This is a genomic window from Sphingobium xenophagum NBRC 107872 (genome assembly GCF_000367345.1).
Classification (GTDB): Bacteria; Pseudomonadota; Alphaproteobacteria; order Sphingomonadales; family Sphingomonadaceae; genus Sphingobium; species Sphingobium xenophagum.
The window spans coordinates 1-19997 of record NZ_BARE01000062.1; the positions used below are offsets into that span (position 1 = coordinate 1).

Consider the following 19997-nt stretch of genomic DNA (forward strand, 5'->3'; position numbering starts at 1 on the left):
CCGTCCGGCGTCCGCAGTCTGGCCATGGCCTCCTCGGTTGGCGGATGCCGGCGGTAGGTAAGCGCAACCCGCGCCCCGGCTGCGGCGAGAGTTAAGGCGATTGCAGCGCCGATGCCGACTCCACCCCCGGTGACGAGAGCGGTACACCCGGAGAGGTCACATGATGTAGATGGGCGAGCCATTATCGTCCTTTTGGTTTGAGAAGTGTATCGTAGGCGTCCTGCAGAAGCCTTGGTCCGGGAGCGGCGAACTCGACATGGCTCCTCAAGCAGAGATCTCAGGCTGTCGCGCTGCGGCCTGGATCGAAGCCGCCTCGATGCCGGCGTCGCCCTCAGGCCGACGGCGGGCGAAAAGGTAGGTGCAGACGGCGGTGACGGCGAGACATGTCGCAAGGAAGGTGAGGGCGATCTGGTCGTTATGGGTATGGTCCTTGATCATCCCCACGACCAAGGGTGCTACAAAGCCTCCGATGTTGCCGAGCGAGTTCATGAGGCCGAGGCCGGCCGCAGCCGCGGCTCCGGCGTAGAGCGCTGACGGCATGGAAAGGAAGGGCCCGATGGCCGAGTAAATTCCAGTTGCGGCAATACTCAGGAAAGTCAGCGCGAGTACGGGACTGATCGAAAGCAGGTAGCCAGCCCCTAGCAGACCGAAAGCGGCGACTCCAAGGCTGACGGACGCGTGCAAGGCCCGCAGGCCGGTACGCTCTGCCCGCCGTGCCCAATGGTATACGAAAGGGATGGCCACGGCATAGGGTATCATGACCAGTAGGCCGAGTGCTGTGCTGCTCGAACCACTATACTCGCGCATACCTGCAACGATGGTGGGCAGCCACAGTCCGAGCCCGTAGATGCCGCAAGCCATGCCGCAGTTGAGGGCGCCATAGGTCCATGCACGGGGATCTTTCAGCGCAGTCCAAAAGGGATGCAAGCTGCTCACGGACTTAGCTGCGAACTCAACGTCCATGGTTCGTACAAGCCAAGCTCGCTCGTCACTGTTTAACCAGGTCGCCTCAGACGGGCGATCAGTCAGCAGGCGCGGGGCGAGCAGACCTATGACGACAGCGGGCAGACCCTCGATGACGTACATCCACTGCCATCCGTGCCATCCGCCCCAGCCCTCGAGGGTGAGCAGCAATCCAGAGAGAGGGGAGCCGACTGCGTTCGCCACTGGCTGCGCCATTACAAAGAGGCCGAGAACGGAGACGCGCTGTTGCGCAGGGAACCAGAGGGTGAAGTAGAACAACACCGCGGGGAAAAACCCGGCCTCGGCCGCGCCCAGTAAGAAACGGATAACGTAAAACGAGGTCTCACCTGTCACGAGAGCCATGGCACATGCAAGCATCCCCCAGCTGATGAGGATCCGCGCAATCCAGCGGCGGGCGCCAAACCGGTACATCCCTGCGTTGCTTGGAACCTCCATGAGCACGTATCCTATGAAGAAGACGCCCGCTCCGAAGCCATAGGCCGCGTTGGAGAGGCCGAGATCTTCGGACATGTACGGTTTAGCAAAACCAACGTTGTTCCGGTCGATGTACGCAATCACATAGAGCAACACCATCAGCGGGACGATACGGCGCCGTACCTTGCGCATGGTCCTACGTTCTAGCTCCGCCGCGCCGTCGCCGACGACTACAGTCTCTGAACAATCTGGCCTCACAGTGCGAATTCCATTTCCCCCCCTAAATCACCGTCGAAGTTGCGCATCGAGGAACAGAAGGTCGCCACGTTAACGTCGCGCAGGACAACGATCTGTGCGATCAGCGCGCGTGTGATGCGACGCAGCTGCCGAGGGAGGAAGATGAGGCCGAGCCCGCCCTTGCCGCGCGCACTGTCCGACGCCTTCTGGATCGTGGCGGGGTTATTGACGACGCCGTCGCGCTTTTCCTTCTCGACTAGCGCAAGGAGATAGTTGGGGTGCACCGGGAGCACAGAACCTGGCGGGGCAGATGCGGCGACAATAACTTTCGCCCTTAGCGGCGTCGTTGCCATTAGTACGCCGTGATGCATTCCCTCTCCTCATCGTAGACGGCTTGGTTCGCTGCCGCGCGAAGCGATTAGTAAGCGCTTACCGGCAAAGGAGCATCCGCGACCATGGTCGTAGTTTCGCAACGGACGCAACGCCTGTAGCAACATGGCGGAGTTGCCCGGCCGGAGTTCGTCTTCCGGCGGATTATCGGAGCGTTGCGTGAGACGACCAGTTGTGAAAACGGTTGCGCCGTTAGCCGTAGTTGTCATGGGCGTCAGCGGCAGCGGCAAGTCTACGTTCGGCAAGCTGCTCGCTGACTCGCTCGGCTGCCAGTTTCTGGAAGGCGACGAGTTCCACGACGTCGCCGCAGTCGAGAAAATGCGCGCCGGGCGCGCGCTTGACGATGCCGATCGCTGGCCATGGCTTGATCGCCTCGGCCGTGCGCTCGGCGACGCCGCCGCCGCCGACGGCTGCGCCATCGCCGCCTGCTCGGCTCTACGCCGCACCTACCGCGACCGGCTCGCCGCCGCTTCCGGCGGCCGCACGCGCTTCGTGCTCCTGGACAACGATCGCGAGGAACTCGCCCGGCGTCTGTCGCATCGCACCGGCCACTACATGCCAGCCAGCCTGCTCGACAGCCAGTTCGACACGCTCGAACGACCGGAGCCGGACGAGCCCGTCCTCACGCTGAATTCGAACAGGGCCCCGGAAGCGCTATGTGAGGATGCGGCGGCGTGGCTGAGCCGAGTGGGGACTGAAGCTAGTGTAGGCGGTCGTGCCGCTTAGTTGCCGGCGAGTCAGACGTCATTCTAAACTCGTTAAACTATTTACTGCGCGTATGAACACTTACCGCTGGTCAGGGACGACCAACATGCACGGTTCTGATTGACGTCAGGGCACGGATGTGATTCGTAGCGCAGTGCTGATTCGTCCTCCACTCTCGGCGCAATGGTGGGCATGCTGTGCCCTTGGATTGAAATTTAACGAGGCGAAGGAACCCGCTGCGAACTTGCCTCCTTCAGTTATCGGTTGCGAATTCGCAAGTTCCGGGCCCTTTCTCGGTTACATCGCGCTAAACTCACCGGTGCGGTTGAGCCTCTACGGCATTAGCGGCGTCGTCCGTTCGGCAACCTGAGGTCTGCGAACCTGACACCTCCAATTCACAGACTCGGACGTTTGGCTATAAGCGATGCTTGACCGACGATTGGAGTATGTTCTTGCGGTTAGCGTTTCCGGCTCCTTCACGGCCGCCGCTGACAAGGTTGGGATAACGCAGTCCGGAGTAACTCGCGCCATTGCGGACTTAGAGCGCGAGCTTGGGTATACGCTCTTCTATCGGACCAGCCGCGGTACGATCCTAACCGAAAATGGCAGAGACTTCGTCGAGCGGACGCGGCGTTTACTTGAAGATGCGCGAGTTTTGCTGTCGGGGGAACAAGACAAAAATCCTTACGCGCGACCCTTGCGTATTGGGGTATGTCCAGCTTCGCTGGAGTGGCTGTTGGCAAAACCGTTAGCTTCGCTTTTGCAGCGACATCCTGCAATTCGCCTTGAGCAAACAGGTGCCTCATCAGAGCGAGTGATGCAGCTGTTAAGAATTGGTGGCATCGATGTCGCGGTGGGGGTTGAAGATAGCTTCTCTGACTGGAGTGGACTTGTCCGTCATCGAATAAGTTTGATCAGGCCCGTATTGTTTGTGCGAAAGCTGCATCCCGTCCTAGCACTTCAGCAGGTTACTACTAATGACCTTGTGAGGTTTAATTTCGTTCTACCCTCTGACTTGCGGCCATATACAGAGGCCTTCCAGTCTCTTTTCGAAAAACACAGACTCATTTGGCAAAACCATGTGCATCGCATTGATTACTTCCCAATCGTGAGGCAGCTCGTCTTGACTTCCGAATCCATCGGCGTCACCACGCTTGAGTACGCCGCTTCCAACACGTTTTCTGAATATTTCGAAGTCGTGCCTGGCGCCAGCCTATTCCCTGCCCTTCCGCTGTGCTGTGCAGTTCCTTCGTTGTCCGAGCGCTCACCGCCGGTACGCGCGTTTCTCAAGACAATGAGAAAGTTTTTTCCAGTAGCCTCATAAGGCATCACAGACTTAGCCCTTGATTGAAAACTCATCAAGCAGGGCCGCGTAACCGGCTGCAACTCACCGAACGTATTGGATAAGCTGCCGGTGCAGGCAACGTGAGCCGCACCAGCTTTCAAGCTAATTTGCACTGGCGGCGTCTCAGTATAGATAGCAGTTTTGCTAACAGCCTAGCTCTCGCCAGGTGCTCTGCTGAAGATTGCGGCTCCACTACCGGGTCGCGTCCACTCGAAGGTGAACTGCCCTCATCGTGACTGACGAAGGCTGACCCGGGCGTGCATTAAATTCCTCAGAGCCCCCCTCGAGCTACCTCCGCGTTCCCTCGGTCACCGGAGCCATGACTGGCGATCATGGGCCGCCCCCTTCTTGAACTGGATAGTCGCGTCAAAAAGTGTTCGTATCAAACCGCGTTCCGAATTCTCGAATCCGGTCGCCAAATAAAGCCGCTCAAGGAGCGGTAAATCCAAGCGCGGGGGGACATAATGCAGGCGAAGACAAGGTTACGTTGCAGCGGAGCTATATTGCTCGGTATGTCTTGTATCGTAACACAGGCGGCCCATGCTCAGGCGATCACGGCGGCTGATTCCCAGGCGACAGATGAGCGCCCGCTTCCGCAAAAGGCTAAGCCAGCTGAACCCAGTGCTGTGGACATTGTAGTCACTGGAACTCGCGTCTCTCGAGCCGGGTTCGATGCGCCGACCCCGCTCACCGTCATCGGACGGGAAATGCTTGAAACGCGCGCTCCATCGATCCTCGTTGATGCCCTTGTTACTATCCCAGCGTTTCGGAACACTTCAACTTCAACTACTGCTAGTCAGCAGGCGTCGGGCACAGGGGGACAGAGCTTTGTTAACCTCCGCGGCCTTGGTCCAAATCGAACCCTTACTCTGCTGAATGGACAGCGTTACGTCCCGACGACTGCCCTCGGAACTGTCGATATCTCTGTTCTGCCGTCAGCCCTCGTCAGTCGGATTGATGTCGTTACGGGTGGAGCGTCTGCTGCTTACGGCTCGGATGCGGTGGCAGGCGTAGTGAACTTTGTCTTGGATACGCAGCTCCAAGGATTGAGAGCCAATGCTGAAGCAGGGATCTCGACACGTGGAGACGCAGGAACTCACAAATTATCACTAGCCTGGGGTGGAGCCCTTAACGAGACCCTTCGAGTCGTTGCAGCAGCCGAATATTACCAAGCCGATGGAGTTGATCCACAGTCTCGCGACTTTACAGGACTGTTTACAGGTACTGTTGCAAATCCGTCATTCACATCAACAAACGGGCAAAGTCCTCTGTTACTTCGCCCCTATGTCTATTTTCAAGGGTCGTCGTACAACGGCGTCGTGACTTCAGGACCATTTCGTGGCACAGAATTTCTGCCGAACGGTCAGACTCGAGCGTACGACTTATGTGGCACCACAGCGGTGGTTGCCTGTCCAGTTCAACGCCCGGATATGGGCGGCACGTTTAACTACACTGCTCTAGCAAGTCCGCAAGAACGGGGCAGCGCTTATGCGCGCATTTCGTTTCAGCCCGTTCCAGCAGTGAAATTATTCGGTGACGCTCAATATGCTGAGAGCCGCAGCAGCTTCACATCTGTACCGTATCTTACCGCCGCTTATGGAGCCATCACGATCCGCCGAGACAATGCATTCCTACCGGCTTCCTTCGCAGCGAAGCTCGACGATCCGGATGGGAATCCGGCAACAAATGACGCAATATCTTCGTTCACTTTGGGTCGTTATTTTGCCGACAACGGTCCTAGTCGCTATTCCCGAAGAACTCGCGTCCATCGGTTCAGTGGCGGATTTGAAGCAGACGTTGGCGAAAATTGGAAAGTCAACGGCTACATCGCCCACGGAGAGGTGCGGTTTCTCAGCAAGGCGGGCAACCAGCCAATCCGGTCCAAGTTCAACAACTCGATCGATGCCGTTTTGGTTGGTGGAGTGCCAACCTGTCGTGTCAATGCAGATAGTGTAGCGGGGAACGACGATGCCGCCTGCAGGCCGGCGAACCTCTTCGGCTTCGGTGCAACATCAGCAGAAGCGAAAGACTACTATCTCGGGACGGCGCAGGTAGATCTTTCCTCAGCGCAAACAGCGGCCGCAGTAAATATCAATGGCGAGCCGTTCTCCACGTGGGCAGGCCCCGTTTCCTTCGCGATAGGCGCGGAGTATCGCCATGACCGGGTCGCTCAGGGTGTCGACGCGGTAACCGCCAGCACTGGCTTTATTCTTAACAACCCTGGGGGTAATTTTCAGGGCAGCCAAAGTGTGAAAGAGGGTTATGCGGAACTAGTCGTTCCACTCGCCGACGGTCTCCCGTTCGCTGATAAGCTGGAGCTTAACGGTTCCGCCCGGCTGACTGACTATAGTTTAAGCGGATCTGTCACCACCTGGAAAGCGGGATTAACGTACTCGCCGGTCCCGGACATCCGCCTTCGAGGCACCTTGTCCCGTGATATTCGAGCCCCAAATCTATTCGAACTGTTCTCCAGTGGCGTACAACAGCTCCAGACCGTCAGAGATCCCCGAACGGGACTGGTAACTCCATTTGCGGGCTTCCTCGGGATCGGAAATCGGGACCTCGTGGCCGAGAAGGCGAAAACAACCGCGCTCGGAGTCGTCCTTCGACCTAGATTCCTTCCCGGCTTCGATGCGTCGCTTGATTATTATAGAATCAAGATAAAAGATGCCATCGGGACACTAGGTGCATTGGACATTATAACGCAGTGCTTGGCCGGAAACTCGGCGTTATGCGGCCTTGTCACAAGAACAACTGGAGACGGAAGTACAACAGGTCCGCTAGTGCGGATCGATGTTCCCGGTCTTAATCTTCAGACCCTAGACGTGTCAGGCTACGACCTAGAGGTCGGCTACCGGGCTCGCGTTGGGCCGGGGACGGTGGTACTACGCGGATTAGGAAATTACCTGCGAAGATATAGGATAAGAGACTTTCGTTCGACAGTCGACAGAGCTGGCGACCTGTCCCTAGGCCTGGCGCGCTGGAACTTTGATCTGAGTGCCGGCTACTCTCTTCCTTCAACGACTATGCTAGTCAGTGCGACTCGCATTGGATCGGGAGCTTTCAGCACAACAAACATTGTTGATGTCGGAAGTATTTCTGGGGTTTGGTATTTGAATGCAGCCTTAGAACAGAAGATAACGTTTGGCCTTGGGACGTTCTCAATCTACGCCAACATCAACAATATACTCGACGAAGCGCCGCCCTTCGGCTTTGAGAATACCGGGGGGAACTATGATCGCATAGGACGTTCGCTAAAAATTGGTGTTCGGGTGAAGATGTAGCGACACGGGGACAAGCCGTTGCCCAAAGTGGTAGTGCCGCAGCGCCACCAACACGGCTGATATGAAAGAAGGCGAGTTCTAACGGTGAGTGATGTCGAGGATCCTGTAATAAAGTGGCAGAAAGGTGCGGTCGCATGGGTTAAGCTGAATAGACCACGGCAGCGAAACGCCCTTTCGCTGCCGCTCGTTGAAGCGCTTGACCGTGAGATGGAGCGGTTGTCGTATGAGCCGGGGGTCCGCGTAATTGTCATAACCGGGGCGGGAGCCGCTTTTTGCTCCGGCGTTGACCTCAAGGATGCCGGGCTCGGCTCGGAGGCATCGTCAGACTCGACGCGTCTTTCACTTCCCATCAGGGGGCGCGCAATGTTGGACCGCATCAGAGCATCCGCCAAGCCGGTAATCGCCGCAATCAATGGCACAACCGTGGCCGGGGGGCTGGAACTGGCGCTTGCATGTGATATCCGTTTGGCCACTTCGAGCGCGCGCATTGGAGACGGGCACCTTAAGTTCGGCACCGTCCCTGGGGCAGGTGGAGGTACGATCACGCCGAGAGCAATAGGCCCCGGTATGGCGAAGCTTTTGCTGTTCACAGCCGAGTTATGGGGCGCGCAGCGTGCGCTGGCTGCGGGCCTGATTGAAGCCATTTTCCCCGACGATACCTTTCTGGAAGAGGTCGACAAAGTCGCGGAGAAGATCTCGTGCCACAGCCCCTCCGGCCTTGCGATTACTAAAGCTTTAGTCGACAGCAGCCAATCCCAGTCGATCGAAGAGGGACTGGGGGCTGAAATTGATGCATTACGGCAGTACATGCGCTCGCATGACTTTGCGGAAGGTCTTGCCGCCTTCAAGGAAAAGAGGGTGCCGCAATTCACAGGTACGTAATAGTGGATTATAGTGTGCTAAGCGAGACACAGTCAAGTTGACGGTCTCACCGGCCGAGAAGATGCTAATCAGAGCGGCGTCAGGCATATTGCCGCTTACGACCTAAACGGAGACTTTGAGCAAGTGGCTACTTCTCGGGACTATTGGGATGCGTATCAAGGCTTCTCCTTGCATGAGGAAGAAGACTTTCTGTTCTGCAAAGCTCATGACTTTGGTATAAATGCCTATACGGAGTGCTGCGGGCGGTACGCTGTCACCGACCCAGAAAGAGCCGCGCTCCTGTACATCGACGTGGACGGGAATCATGAGACCTACAGTTATGGCAGACTCGAAGAGCTGACGGGGAAATTCGCAAACCTTTTAGTTGCTTGCGGAGTACAGGCGGGTGACCGCGTGGCTGCCCTTTTACCGAGGACACCCGAGTTACTCGTAGCTATATTGGGGACCTTGAGGCTAGGTGCTGTATATCAGCCGTTATTCACTGCGTTCGGATCACGCGCGGTTGAGCAGAGACTTGGTGGCTCCGGGGCGAAGGTAGTAGTCGTAGATGCCATGAATCGCTCCAAGCTGGACAAGCTTACGCGGAGTTTCCAGATCGTTAGTGTGGGCATCCAGGGCTCTGCGGTACCCAGCAGCGACATGGACTTCTGGAAAGAATTAGGCCGACAATCTTCGCACTTCGAGCCGGTTCAGCGGTCGAAGAGTGATGGAATGCTATTTATGTCCACATCTGGTACGACAGGCTCTCCTAAATCGCTCGAGGTCCCGATAAAGGCGATTATCTCATTCATGGCATACCTGAGAAACGGCGCTGATCTTCGGCCTGATGACAAATGGTGGAACGTCGCCGATCCGGGATGGGCCTTCGGCCTCTATATTGGCGTCCTTGGAACTCTGGCGCTTGGACAGAGGACCCTCTTTTTCAACGCGCCCTTTACGGCTGAGTCAACGATCCGCATTATCAAGGAGCACGGAATTACCAATCTTGCTGGTTCACCAACCGCCTTTAGGCTGATCATGGCAGGGGGAGAGGAATTGGTAAAGCCGGTGAAGGGGCAGCTTCGCGCAGTCTCTAGTGGGGGTGAGCCATTAAACTCAGAAATCATTCGGTGGTTCGCAGACTACCTAGATGTGACGGTGCATGACCACTATGGACAGACGGAAATGGGGATGGTTATTTGCCACCATCATGGTCTTGAACACCCAGTACACCCGGGGGCGACCGGCTTCCCGTCGCCGGGATATCGGCTAGCCATCCTCGACGACGACGGAAATGAGTTACCTTGCGGTGTTCCGGGTGTGCTTGCTGTTGACCGCCGAAGCTCCCCGCTTTTCTGGTTCACGGGTTATGCAGGCGCTGCGATGACATCCGAGGATGCTTATTTCCGGAGCGGCGATATAATGGAGCGAAACTCCGACGGCAGTATTAGTTTCGTCGGACGCTCTGACGATGTCATTACGTCGTCTGGCTACCGGATCGGACCATTTGATGTGGAGAGTTGCCTTCTGGAACATCCCGCGGTGGTGGATTCTGCCGTTGTAGGAAAGCGGGATCAGGTCAGGACAGAGATAGTGAAGGCGTTTGTCGTGCTGCATCCAAGCCACCTGCCATCGGACAGACTTATTGATGAACTCCAGCAGCACGTTCGCGCTCGGCTTTCCTCTCATTCTTATCCGCGCGAGATCACTTTCGTGCAACAGCTTCCGAAGACACCGAGCGGAAAGGTTCAGCGATTTGTCTTGCGGCAAATGGAGAATGATCAAAATCCATAGTTTAGCTGCGCGCTTCCGGGCGAGCGGTGGCGGGGCAGACATCAAGGGCGCTTGAGTACAAGGACAGCCAAGTTTGGGATCCATTGTGGTCTAAGCCTGTCTTGAGTAGGTGAGAAGTGACCCTATACTTGCCGGACTTTCTGTAGCCGTTTAAAAAATGTCCGTTTGTTCAAGTTCGAGCCGCTCCCGGTTGTCGTAGGAGCCGCCGAGCGGTCTGGCGGACCAACTCCGCCACGGCTTTATGCAAGAGTGCAGGGCGGCGACCGGCGCAGCCCCGACTGCGGCTCGGCCACTTGTAAACTTTACGGCCGGCGTGCTGCAGAAGCGTCTGAGCGGCGGTCATGGTGGTTGGCGGAATATTGCTGTCGGTAGATGATGACAGGGTTGTGCGAGGATAAGGAGATTGCAGGTGGCAAGGACTTATGTTGCAGGCGTCGGAATGACGAAATTCACCAAGCCTGGGCAATCGAGGTCGTATCGGCATATGGGCAGCGCAGCGATCGCCGAGGCGATCGCGGACGCGGGGATCGATCCGTCAAGTATCGAAACGGCCTTTGCCGCCTATGTTTATGGCGATTCCACCTCTGGGCAGAACGCACTGTATGACGTTATGCAAACCGGAATACCAATCATAAACGTTAACAATAACTGCGCGTCGGGCTCAACCGCGCTTTACTTGGCGCGCGAAGCTGTAAGGTCAGGCGCAGTCGAATGTGCTTTGGCCTTCGGTTTCGAAGAAATGGCACCGGGCCCTCTATCGATGGCTTTCCAGGGAATGGAATCGCCGCTTGGACGCTTCACGGAGCAACTTGCTGAACATGGATATCCGGAGTCGAAGCATGTGACGCTTTGGGCGTTTGGCGCAGCTGCGGAATATTACGTATCTCATTATGACGCTGATCCAACCATTTTTGCTAAGGTCGCTGTCAAGTCCCGTCGGCATGCAATTGTAAATCCCTACTCTCTGTTCACGCAGCAGGTTTCGGAAGAGGAGGTGCTGGGCTCGCCGCTCCTTTACGGGCGCTATCTCCACCGCTTGATGGCCTGCCCTCCCACAAACGGGGCTGCCGCCGCAGTTGTATGTAGCGAGGCTTTCGCGCGAAAGAACGGGGTGAACGGTGTAGAAGTGGTCGGGCAGGCTATGACGTCGGACACCAGTGACTCGTGGGCTGATCCGATACGGGTTGTCGGAACCGGAGTTACTCGCCGCGCTGCGGAGAAAGCTTATGCGGAAGCAGGCTTAGGGCCCGAAGACGTTGATGTCATTGAAATGCACGACTGCTTTACGAACAACGAAGTTCTGAACATGGAAGCTCTAGGGCTATGCGATGAGGGCGGCGCCACCAAGCTCATCGTAGACGGCGATAACACCTATGGGGGAAGATATGTAGTCGGACCGTCTGGTGGGCTGATGTCAAAAGGCCATCCCTTAGGTGCGACCGGCCTCGCTCAATGCTTCGAACTAGTCAACCAGCTACGCGGGAACGCGGGGGCTAGGCAGGTTGAGGGCGCAAGCGTCGCGTTGCAACATAATCTCGGCCTGGGAAGCGCCGGCGTGGTTACGATTTACCGGAAATAGCAACCTTCGACCGGAGATTAAACCCAAAGTCGTCGCAGTAAGTGCTCGGTGAGATTTCCGCCCCCTGATCGCGCGACAGCGGCCGCAACCTCCCTCTTAACAAGGTCATTGGGAAGTACGCATAGTCCTACTCGCGCCGAGCCATTAGACCGCAGCTCCCTTCGCAACCGCTGGCCCATAGCGGAGGGCCACCCTCCAAGGCCGAAAGCGATCTTTGCGTTAGCTATAATCAACGTTGTCGAACGTGAACGAGTCCAGGGCCACTAGACTTCCGTCGCGAACACCGAACTCCCCCGAACCAGGCTACCGCTTCCCCGTCGGTGCCACTCGAATCACACCCACGTTGCCTTCGATCTTGATCACCGTCCCGTAAGGAGCTGAAAGTTCTTTTAACGAATTCAGAATGTGGTCTCCAGTCGTCTTATCCGCCAAGCGGGGACGTCCTCGACTAGACATCCTACGATCTTGACCCAGATCGATCGGGTAAAGTCGCACCTCACTCAGCTGATTTTTCTCGAACTTAGAGACTGCGATAATGCTCTGGTACAACCCCGCCGGCTGCCGCGGCCAAACCTGATTTTGATACTCAGCATCGGTCGCCAGATTAGGGTCGATTAGCCGGGCGTCGTACATGGCGCGCGACACTGGCTCTCCAATAGGGTTAACCTGGAAGAAAAAGTCACCAAGAGAGTAAAAAATTGGACGGCCTTTATAAATTTCGATGCCGCGAAGGACGTGGTTGCCGGTACCGAGCCATAAGTCAGCGCCGGCATCGATCGCCTTATGAGCCATATCTTTGATTGCCTGAATATCCCCTTCGTGAGAGTGGACTGATGTAATCAGGAAATCGGCATTGGCCTTGCCGTTGCGGATACCTTGAAGAATCTGGTGCTCGTCCAGCCGATTGGGTTCGAAAGTGTATCCTGGTGATGAGCCCGGCTTGTACCAGGTCCCAAACAACTGGAGCTTGTCTGCCGCTCCCGCCACCGGCGTGGAGGTTTGGCTCGCGGTCATCGCATCGTATCTCTGCTGGGCTTTATCGGGGAGCGCCTCTCGCAGGTCGCGAAGGACCTGCATCTGCGTGGAAGTAACAACGACTTCACGATTCATGCGCAACGGACTTAGCCCCGGAAGCCCAGGCACAAGCCCATTGGGGTCCTGGGCCATGCCGTGGGATTCGAACGTCGTTGCGAAAGAGACGATAGCCGTGCGTCCTTTCGCTGTGCTCAAGTATCGAGCAGCACGAGCTTGCCCAAGCGTTTCGCCAACGCCGGCGTGTACGATTCCCGCTTCATCCAGCCACTGGCTGGTTTCGCGCATTCCCTCTATCCCGTAGCCACTCACGATGTTGTTCGCACGGCCGACCATGGTGATGCCCATTGCGCGAAGATCTTTGGCGACGCCTGGTTCAGACGTCATTCCCGCCAGAACTCCATTATTCACGATGGGCAGTTTGTAGGTCCGTGTATCATGGATGATGTTTTCGAGATTACCCGCCACGACGTCCGCTCGTTTAAGGATCGCGGCCAGCTCCTGCGTCTCGTGGTAAGGCATTGCTGGCGAGGCAATCAGCAAGTCACCGACAACCGCAACGGTGTATCCGTCGTCCACGCTTGTTTCACGAAATCCATCAGGCTCTCGCATCGGCTTGCCCGCGTTCTCGTAATGCGACCGGCCTAGAACCGGCTCTTGATCTCGGGGCGGGATCGGAGATTGTTGCGCTAGGCTTGCCGTCCCACACATCAGACTCCCGATGCTGACAGCATGCACACAAGCGAGTCCCCAACGTGCGCTTCTCGAAAACATCAATCACCCTCCCGAAATGAGCCGCCATCCTGAAGTGCGGCATGGAAATGTCCAATGTGTTTAAAGAACCCGACATGCCCTTAAGTCATAGTCAGGCGTCGGGCGAGAGGCGCTCGCCGGAAGCCCTCGTAGACTCCTGTGCAACAGGGTCGAGCAGCGTCGGTGCGACTTTCGCGCACTGTAAGGCGCCTTGGGAGCTGAGCGGTGGTCATTTGCTAAAGCCGATCTCGGCCGCCCGTTACGAAGATACCGACGCAGCCGTCTTCATCCGTCCAAAGCCGGTTCGGTGGAGAGAAGTCGCATCGATGCGGGTTCAACCTTACCGCTGGGACCTGACGATACCACGCTGATCACGATGTCGGTGGGTATTGGTTCAGTGTCAACGGAAGGCCGTGCTGCTTGGCATGAAGCTGCTGGAAAAGGGGATTGCCCTCAGCCGGCGAGGCGGTGGACGAAGCCCATCGCCTGAGCGGCGACCGCCATCTGCGTGCGATTGCGGACATTCAGCTTGCGCATCAGCGCAGTCATGTGGGCCTTAACAGTCGCTTCCGCGATTCCCAGATCGAATGCGATCTGCTTATTGAGGAGGCCTGAGTGCACGCCTTCAAGTACCCGCAGTTGCGTTGGTGTGAGCCGCGCTGTCGCGGATGGGGCGAAGCTGGCTATCGTGCTGCTCGACTCGCTGTTCTGATGCCCTGTCACGTTCAGCCTCCCTCTCCAGTTCCTGCGAGTCGGGGAGCGGTCGCCTGCTCCGCCTGAATCGTTGCACCCATGTAGATGAATTGGTTGGACAGATTCAAGCGCCAGTGGATATAGTTCAGGCAACGGGCGCCGAATTTAAGCTCGTTCTGAGCCGTGCTGTCATACAAGTGGTACTTGGGCCAGCAGGCGTGTCGGGGGGAGAGGAATGTTTGAGAGGCGTTTCGGGGTGCCGGGGCGGATACGGCTATGACGGGTGCGGATATCCAGCTGATCCTGGCAGCGATCACCGGTATTGCGCTTTCGATCGGGCTAATCGTCAAGGCACGGCTCCACCCGTTCGTGGGCCTGCTGTGCGGGGCGTTCGTCGTCGGGCTGCTTGCCGGCTTGTCGCTCGCGGACACGGCCCAGGCAGTGCAGAAGGGCGCGGGCGACATCCTGGGCGGGACCGGCCTGGTCGTCGCGCTCGGGCTGGCGCTGGGCGCGATGCTTCAATTATCAGACGGGGCAGCGGGGATCGCACGCACTGCCCTGCGCTGGTCGGGCCAGCGCGGCGCACCATGGGCTGCGCTCCTCACGGCGCTGGTGATCGGCCTACCGCTGTTCTTTGAGACCGGCCTCGTGCTGCTGCTGCCGATCGTCGCCTCCGCCGCCGAGGCGCTACCCACGGGAGCGGGTGGCGGCGACTATGCCAAGCTGCGGCTTATGCTGTCGGCCGTGACGGGCCTTTCGGTGGTCCACGCGCTCGTGCCGCCGCACCCCGGTCCGCTACTGGCGGTGGAGGCGTTAGGCGCCGACCTCGGACGCACGATGCTCTACGGACTGGTGGTCGCAGTGCCGACCGCGATCTTTGCCGGGCCGCTGCTGGCGCGATTCACCGCACGCGGGGTGTCGTTGGGAACGCCAACCCTGGCGCCGGTACGCGCGGAAGTCCTGGCGCCGCCGGTGTGGCGTGCGGTGCTGGTGGTGTTGCTGCCCGTGGTGCTGATTGCCGCGGGGCAGTTGCCGGCGCTGATGCCCGAGGCGCTGGCGCCGCAAGCCGCGTGGCTGGCAGCCATGAGCAACCCGGTGCTCGCGCTGCTCGTCGCCTGCCTCGCGGCGCTACCGCTGTTGTTCGGCCGCTCGGCGCTGCGCGCACCGGTGCAGACCGCGATTTGGGCTGAGACGATGGCGCCCGTTGGCGCGATCCTGCTCGCGATCGGCGCTGGCGGGGCCCTGAAGCAGGTGCTCGTCACGGCGGGACTGTCGGATCTGCTGGTCCGTGCCTCTAGCGGCGCCACGCTGTCGCCGCTGGTGCTCGCCTGGGCCATCGCGGTGTGCATCCGCCTCGCTACTGGTTCGGCCACTGTCGCCACAATCACTACCGCGGGAGTAATGCCGGCGGTCGTGGCCGCGACCGGGGCCTCGCCTGAATGGACGGTGTTAGCTATCGGCGCAGGATCCGTGTTCTTCAGCCACGTCAATGATCCCGGCTTCTGGCTAGTAAAGAGCTATCTCGGCACCGACACGCCAGATACGTTTCGTACTTGGTCCGTCCTGGAGACCGCGATATCAGCTATCGGATTGCTCTTGGTGCTGGCAGGAAGCGCGCTATTCTGAGCCGACGGAGAGACGGGGGGCCGGCAATGATCCAGGAACGGCTGACAGACCGCGCCTACACCGGTATCGTCGAGATCATTAACCGCGACGACCTGCACGTCGGCGATCGGCTGCCGTCTGAGTCGCGGCTGGCCGAGATGTTCGGCATGTCGCGCACCATCGTGCGCGAGGCGTTGGCGCGGCTCTCCTCGGACGGGATCACCGAGCCGAGGCGGGGCGCGGGATCGTTCGTGAAGAGCCGCCCGTCGGGGCGGATGCTCGCCTTCATGCCGATTGCGGGCCTGCGCGCGACGCTCGGCACCTACGAGGTGCGCTTCGTGCTGGAAGCGGAGACAGCGCGGCTGGCGGCGGCGCGGCGCTCGCCGGCGGAGATGGACGCGATCGAGGAGGCGCTGGAACGGCTGCGTGAAGCTCTGCTCTCGAGCGCGCCAGCGCATGATGAGGACATGGAGCTTCACCGCTGCATCGTACGCGCCACCGCCAACCCCGCCTTCCTGCCCGCCTTCGATGCTCTATCCGCAGAAATTGATCAGATCATGCGCGCCGGCGTGGACATCTCGCGCTCACGGCCGCCCGAAGTGATCGGCGCGATGATGCGCGAGCATGAGATGATCGTCGATGCGATCCGCGTGCAGGATGCCGATAGCGCTTCGCTGGCAATGCGCTGGCATCTGTCGGAGGGGCGGAAGCGGCTAATGCCCTAACGGAGGTTGCTGGAATGCGGTTGGATCGGGTCTGTCTTGGGTCCGTCTGTTAGCGGGCCATTGCACGCGTATCCGGGCTGCCGAGCCGAATGCAGCGCCTTCACGTTACCCCCCAATGCTACGGTTGAGTTAGACGAGCGTTTTCAGGTTAACTCAGAAAACCACGGTTGGGTCAGACGATCTCCTTGTCAGGCGGCCAGGACAGCAGCTTGCCACGCACTCTCGCACTCTCTGCGGAGGGTCCACAGCGTTGCAGGTGAGGTAAGGTGCCGTTGGGTATAGAAGCTGTCGTAGATTGCTGCGTGAGTGGAGAGGAACTTCTGGGCTGAGGCTGGTGACTTGAAGCCTTGCTTCTTTCGTTCTCGTCGTCGGATCGGAAGATGTGAGTTCTCGGCCCTGTTGTTCTCTCGCAGCCTGCCAGGTCTGTGCCGCTCCTCTATCAGCTTCCTCAGAGCGGCGCCGTAGGATCTAAGGCCGTCAACGACGATCGCTTGAGGTGGGATGCCCTGATTCTTGAGGAGCTTCCTCATCAGCCGCAGAGCGGCTTCTGTGTTCCTTCTGCTCTGCATCAGCATGTCGAGCACCTCGCCTTCAGCATCGACTGCTCGCCATAGGTACATGCGCTTTCCTGCTGTGGAGACCATCATCTCATCCAGATACCAGGGTCGGTGAGGAGGGACGCTGCTTCTTGAGGTTTTTCGCGATCTGTGGTCCAAATTTCATAGCTTGATAGACTGATTGCAACCTGAGCGAGCGGACTTCATCAAGGCCAGCGGCCACGACGCGTTGACAGGCCGGACACATGACCGCACCCCGCTACCAAGGTCAGCCAACTCAACCTTTGCAGAAACGGAGCCGTCTCCACATGACAGCACCTAAGCGAGCTCTGCATTTACTGCAGACGTGTAGGCACCATCCGATCTCTAGCTCGAAGAGGCATCCTATTCAGCCCCAAAGCTGCTACCTAGTAACTCGATGAACGTGAAAGCAGCCAGGACACCCAGCTCAACTGGGCAAAATTCGACGATCCACTTCGGCGACAGCCTGAGCCCTCGCAAGAGACAAATACTAGAGATCGCCGCGCAGCTTTTCGCTCGCAAAGGCTATCGAGGCACCTCAATCCGGGACATCGGGCAGCGGGCAGGTGTCCTCGGCGGATCGCTGTACCATCACATCAAGTCGAAAGACGAGTTGTTCGTCGAATTGCACGATGCAGCATTGGATACGGCGGCATCTCGAATCGCGGCGGCTATAGCCAAAGCCAGCGATCCTTGGGCCAGACTGGAAGCCGCGTGCATAACATTATTGCAGATACAGGTTGATGTGGATTCGCTGACCTTTCCCCTAATGAACGACTTTCGCGAAGTGCCAGCTGAGGTGCGACGCCAGTTGATCGCGCGGCGCGACAGATTCGAAGATATTTTTCGGGGCTTGGTCGCGGCTTTGCCGCTTCCTGATGACATTGATCCGTCAATTTACCGAAATTTACTGCTTTCGCAGCTTAATACCGCCGCGCATTGGTATCGGTCTGGTCGCTTGACCATTGAAGAGATTGGCCGGCAGATCGTTCGTATATATCGCCCCTCTAAGGACTAGCTGAAGTCACTTAAAAATCGTACATGTTGCTTCTGTAACAGTCGTTTGGTACAGTCAGGCGAATTAGCTTGAGGAGCAGGATCTCCATGGAAACTTATGGGCCGCCAATCGCCGACTATCATTTCCTGCTATCAGAGGTCCTAGGCTTCGAGACCGCGATGTCGGACATCGGGGAAGGCAATGTCGACACGGACCTCGCCATAAGCATCCTTGAGGAAGCTGGGCGATTCTGCGCGGATCGGCTTCATCCGCTCAATCACAGCGGTGACGAGGAAGGCAGCCATCTAGCAAATGGCGCGGTGGTGACGCCGATGGGTTTCGCCCACGCGTATCAACAGTTCGCGGCCGGAGGATGGACGTCGCTCTCCGCCGATCCTGCATATGGGGGGCAAGGTTTGCCGTTCATCCTCCAGTTATGGCTGGACGAGATGCTGTCAGCGGCCAATCTATCCTTCGGCCTTTTCCCCGGCCTTACACGAGGGGCGGCCGAGGCAATTGCCGCTCATGGCAGCGAGGAGCTCAAGGCCACTTATCTGCCTCCGATGATTCGCGGTGAATGGACGGGTGCGATGGCTCTTACAGAGGATAGCGCCGGGACCGACCTAGCTCTTCTCAAGACCAAGGCGGAGGCGAACGGCGATGGTAGCTACGCCGTCACAGGGCAGAAAATATTTATCTCCTCAGGCGACCATGACTTCGGCGGCAATATCATTCATCTGGTGCTGGCGCGGCTGCCGGATACGCCCGCTGGCGTGAAGGGCATCAGCCTGTTCCTGGTGCCCAAGTTCGTAGCCGATGCGGATGGCGAATTCACGGTTCGAAACGGCATGTCGGTTGGTGCACTCGAGAAGAAAATGGGTATTCACGCTCAGCCTACCTGCGTCATGAACTATGACGGCGCGACCGGTTGGCTCCTGGGCGAGCCAAATCAGGGCCTCGCCGCAATGTTCACGATGATGAATGCTGAGCGGCTGATGGTTGGTATCCAAGGCCTCGGGATCGCCGGAGCGGCGTATCAGCAAGCGACCGCTTATGCCAAGGAGCGTCTTCAGGGGCGTAGTGCCAACGGTACCAATGGGCCGGTTCCGATTATCCAACATGCCGATGTCCGCCGGATGCTGCTCAACATTCGCGCCTTTGTTGAGGCGGGGCGAGCGCTTGCCGGCTGGACGGCGCTGCAACTGGATCGCGCGCATCACCATCCTGACGCCGCCGAGCGCGCCGCGGCGGATGCGCTCGTGGCGCTCCTGACGCCAGTGGTGAAGGCATCCTTCACCGACTTCGGCTTCGAAAGCGCGGTGCAGGCCCAGCAGGTGTTTGGAGGCCATGGGTACATCCGTGAATGGGGCATGGAACAATATGTCCGCGATGCGCGGATCACTCAGATTTATGAGGGGACCAATGGTGTGCAAGCCTTGGACCTAGTCGGGCGCAAGCTCCCCATGGCCAACGGCGAGGTGGTAGAGCGGTATTTTGCTCTAATTGCGGCGGATGTTGAGAGGTCGCAGGGGCTACTAGTGGCAGAAAGGACTTTGGCCGCCCTCGATCTTCTGCGGGAAGTGACGGCGTCGCTACGTGACGCGGGCGGTAATGCATTCGGCGCTGCTGCCGTGGATTATCTGCGTCTATTCGCCCTTGTGTCCCTAGGATGGATGTGGACTCGTATGGCTGCCGCCGCGCGCGAGGACAGCGCCTTGCACCGGGGTAAGCGCGCGGTGGCTGACTTTTTCGCGCAACGCGTGCTGACGCAGGTTCATGGACTGGCGGCAAGCATCGCCGCAGGTGAAGCGCCGATCATGGCGGTCGACTCCGCAGATTTTTAAGCGAAAGGTATTTACTGCCCCATTCCAGCTAGGATGATGGCAGGGGTGCTGCGGGTGTTGTCAATGCAAATGCACCGCTTGGTAAGGAGCGGCAGGGCAGGGGGCACAGATGCCTCGTGCTCGCAAGCCTCACAGCCCGTTTCGCTACTTCAACTGGTCGCCAGGGGTGATCCGCCG

General features: G+C 58.4%; 15 protein-coding genes and 1 pseudogene. 10 read left to right on the plus strand and 6 right to left on the minus strand.

Features of this window, described 5'->3' with window-relative positions; genetic code table 11:
• The 3 genes from SX1_RS23935 to SX1_RS23080 all read right to left on the minus strand — a co-directional run.
• The coding region (locus SX1_RS23935) for an SDR family NAD(P)-dependent oxidoreductase (RefSeq protein WP_157410308.1) at window positions 1-182 on the minus strand (182 nt) is incomplete at its 3' end.
• Between the two features lie 82 nt (window positions 183-264).
• A complete protein-coding gene (locus tag SX1_RS19640; protein ID WP_052310936.1) occupies window positions 265-1590 on the minus strand; it encodes an MFS transporter in 1326 nt (441 codons plus the stop codon).
• 62 nt (window positions 1591-1652) lie between these two features.
• Complete coding sequence (locus SX1_RS23080; protein ID WP_026149973.1) at window positions 1653-2006, minus strand: hypothetical protein; 354 nt, start codon at window positions 2004-2006, stop codon at window positions 1653-1655.
• A 226-nt stretch (window positions 2007-2232) separates the two neighbouring features.
• On the opposite strand from SX1_RS23080, the gene SX1_RS23085 reads away from it, so the two are divergent.
• The 6 genes from SX1_RS23085 to SX1_RS19670 all read left to right on the plus strand — a co-directional run bounded on the left by SX1_RS23085 (window position 2233) and on the right by SX1_RS19670 (window position 11593).
• The gene (locus SX1_RS23085; RefSeq protein ID WP_019054438.1) at window positions 2233-2751 is read left to right on the plus strand and encodes a gluconokinase; all 519 of its coding nucleotides are present in this window, start codon (window positions 2233-2235) and stop codon (window positions 2749-2751) included.
• A gap of 403 nt (window positions 2752-3154) precedes the next feature.
• Window positions 3155-4054 (plus strand): LysR family transcriptional regulator, encoded by a 900-nt coding sequence (locus tag SX1_RS23940; protein WP_019054439.1) that lies wholly within the window; start codon window positions 3155-3157, stop codon window positions 4052-4054.
• Window positions 4055-4587: 533 nt separating this feature from the next.
• A complete protein-coding gene (locus tag SX1_RS23945) occupies window positions 4588-7359 on the plus strand; it encodes a TonB-dependent receptor plug domain-containing protein (RefSeq protein WP_255209809.1) in 2772 nt (923 codons plus the stop codon).
• A gap of 84 nt (window positions 7360-7443) precedes the next feature.
• Complete coding sequence (locus tag SX1_RS19660) at window positions 7444-8241, plus strand: enoyl-CoA hydratase/isomerase family protein (protein ID WP_026149974.1); 798 nt, start codon at window positions 7444-7446, stop codon at window positions 8239-8241.
• Between the two features lie 123 nt (window positions 8242-8364).
• Window positions 8365-10014: an AMP-binding protein gene (locus SX1_RS19665; RefSeq protein ID WP_019054442.1), complete on the plus strand. Its 1650-nt coding sequence runs from the start codon at window positions 8365-8367 to the stop codon at window positions 10012-10014.
• A gap of 409 nt (window positions 10015-10423) precedes the next feature.
• The gene (locus tag SX1_RS19670) at window positions 10424-11593 is read left to right on the plus strand and encodes a thiolase C-terminal domain-containing protein (protein WP_026149975.1); all 1170 of its coding nucleotides are present in this window, start codon (window positions 10424-10426) and stop codon (window positions 11591-11593) included.
• A gap of 303 nt (window positions 11594-11896) precedes the next feature.
• Here the strand turns inward: SX1_RS19670 and SX1_RS19675 are convergent, their stop codons facing one another.
• Window positions 11897-13204 (minus strand): CapA family protein, encoded by a 1308-nt coding sequence (locus SX1_RS19675; RefSeq protein ID WP_157410310.1) that lies wholly within the window; start codon window positions 13202-13204, stop codon window positions 11897-11899.
• 627 nt (window positions 13205-13831) lie between these two features.
• A complete protein-coding gene (locus tag SX1_RS23950) occupies window positions 13832-14065 on the minus strand; it encodes a response regulator transcription factor (RefSeq protein ID WP_081610000.1) in 234 nt (77 codons plus the stop codon).
• 282 nt (window positions 14066-14347) lie between these two features.
• Between SX1_RS23950 and SX1_RS19685 the strand changes: the two genes are divergently transcribed.
• Window positions 14348-15697, plus strand: a complete 1350-nt coding sequence (locus SX1_RS19685) for a GntP family permease (protein WP_019054446.1) — start codon at window positions 14348-14350, stop codon at window positions 15695-15697.
• Window positions 15698-15723: 26 nt separating this feature from the next.
• A complete protein-coding gene (locus SX1_RS19690) occupies window positions 15724-16401 on the plus strand; it encodes a FadR/GntR family transcriptional regulator (protein WP_019054447.1) in 678 nt (225 codons plus the stop codon).
• 188 nt (window positions 16402-16589) lie between these two features.
• Here SX1_RS19690 and SX1_RS23100 read toward each other — a convergent pair.
• Window positions 16590-17121 (minus strand): annotated as a pseudogene (locus SX1_RS23100) (IS6 family transposase); the annotation flags it as partial.
• 255 nt (window positions 17122-17376) lie between these two features.
• Here SX1_RS23100 and SX1_RS19700 point away from each other — a divergent pair.
• Together SX1_RS19700 and SX1_RS19705 are read left to right on the plus strand one after the other, a co-directional pair.
• Window positions 17377-17997 carry a TetR/AcrR family transcriptional regulator gene (locus tag SX1_RS19700; protein ID WP_019054449.1) on the plus strand — a complete coding sequence of 207 codons (621 nt, stop codon included), beginning with the start codon at window positions 17377-17379 and terminating at the stop codon, window positions 17995-17997.
• Window positions 17998-18083: 86 nt separating this feature from the next.
• Window positions 18084-19820: an acyl-CoA dehydrogenase family protein gene (locus SX1_RS19705; RefSeq protein WP_019054450.1), complete on the plus strand. Its 1737-nt coding sequence runs from the start codon at window positions 18084-18086 to the stop codon at window positions 19818-19820.
• The last annotated feature ends 177 nt before the right edge of the window (window positions 19821-19997 follow it).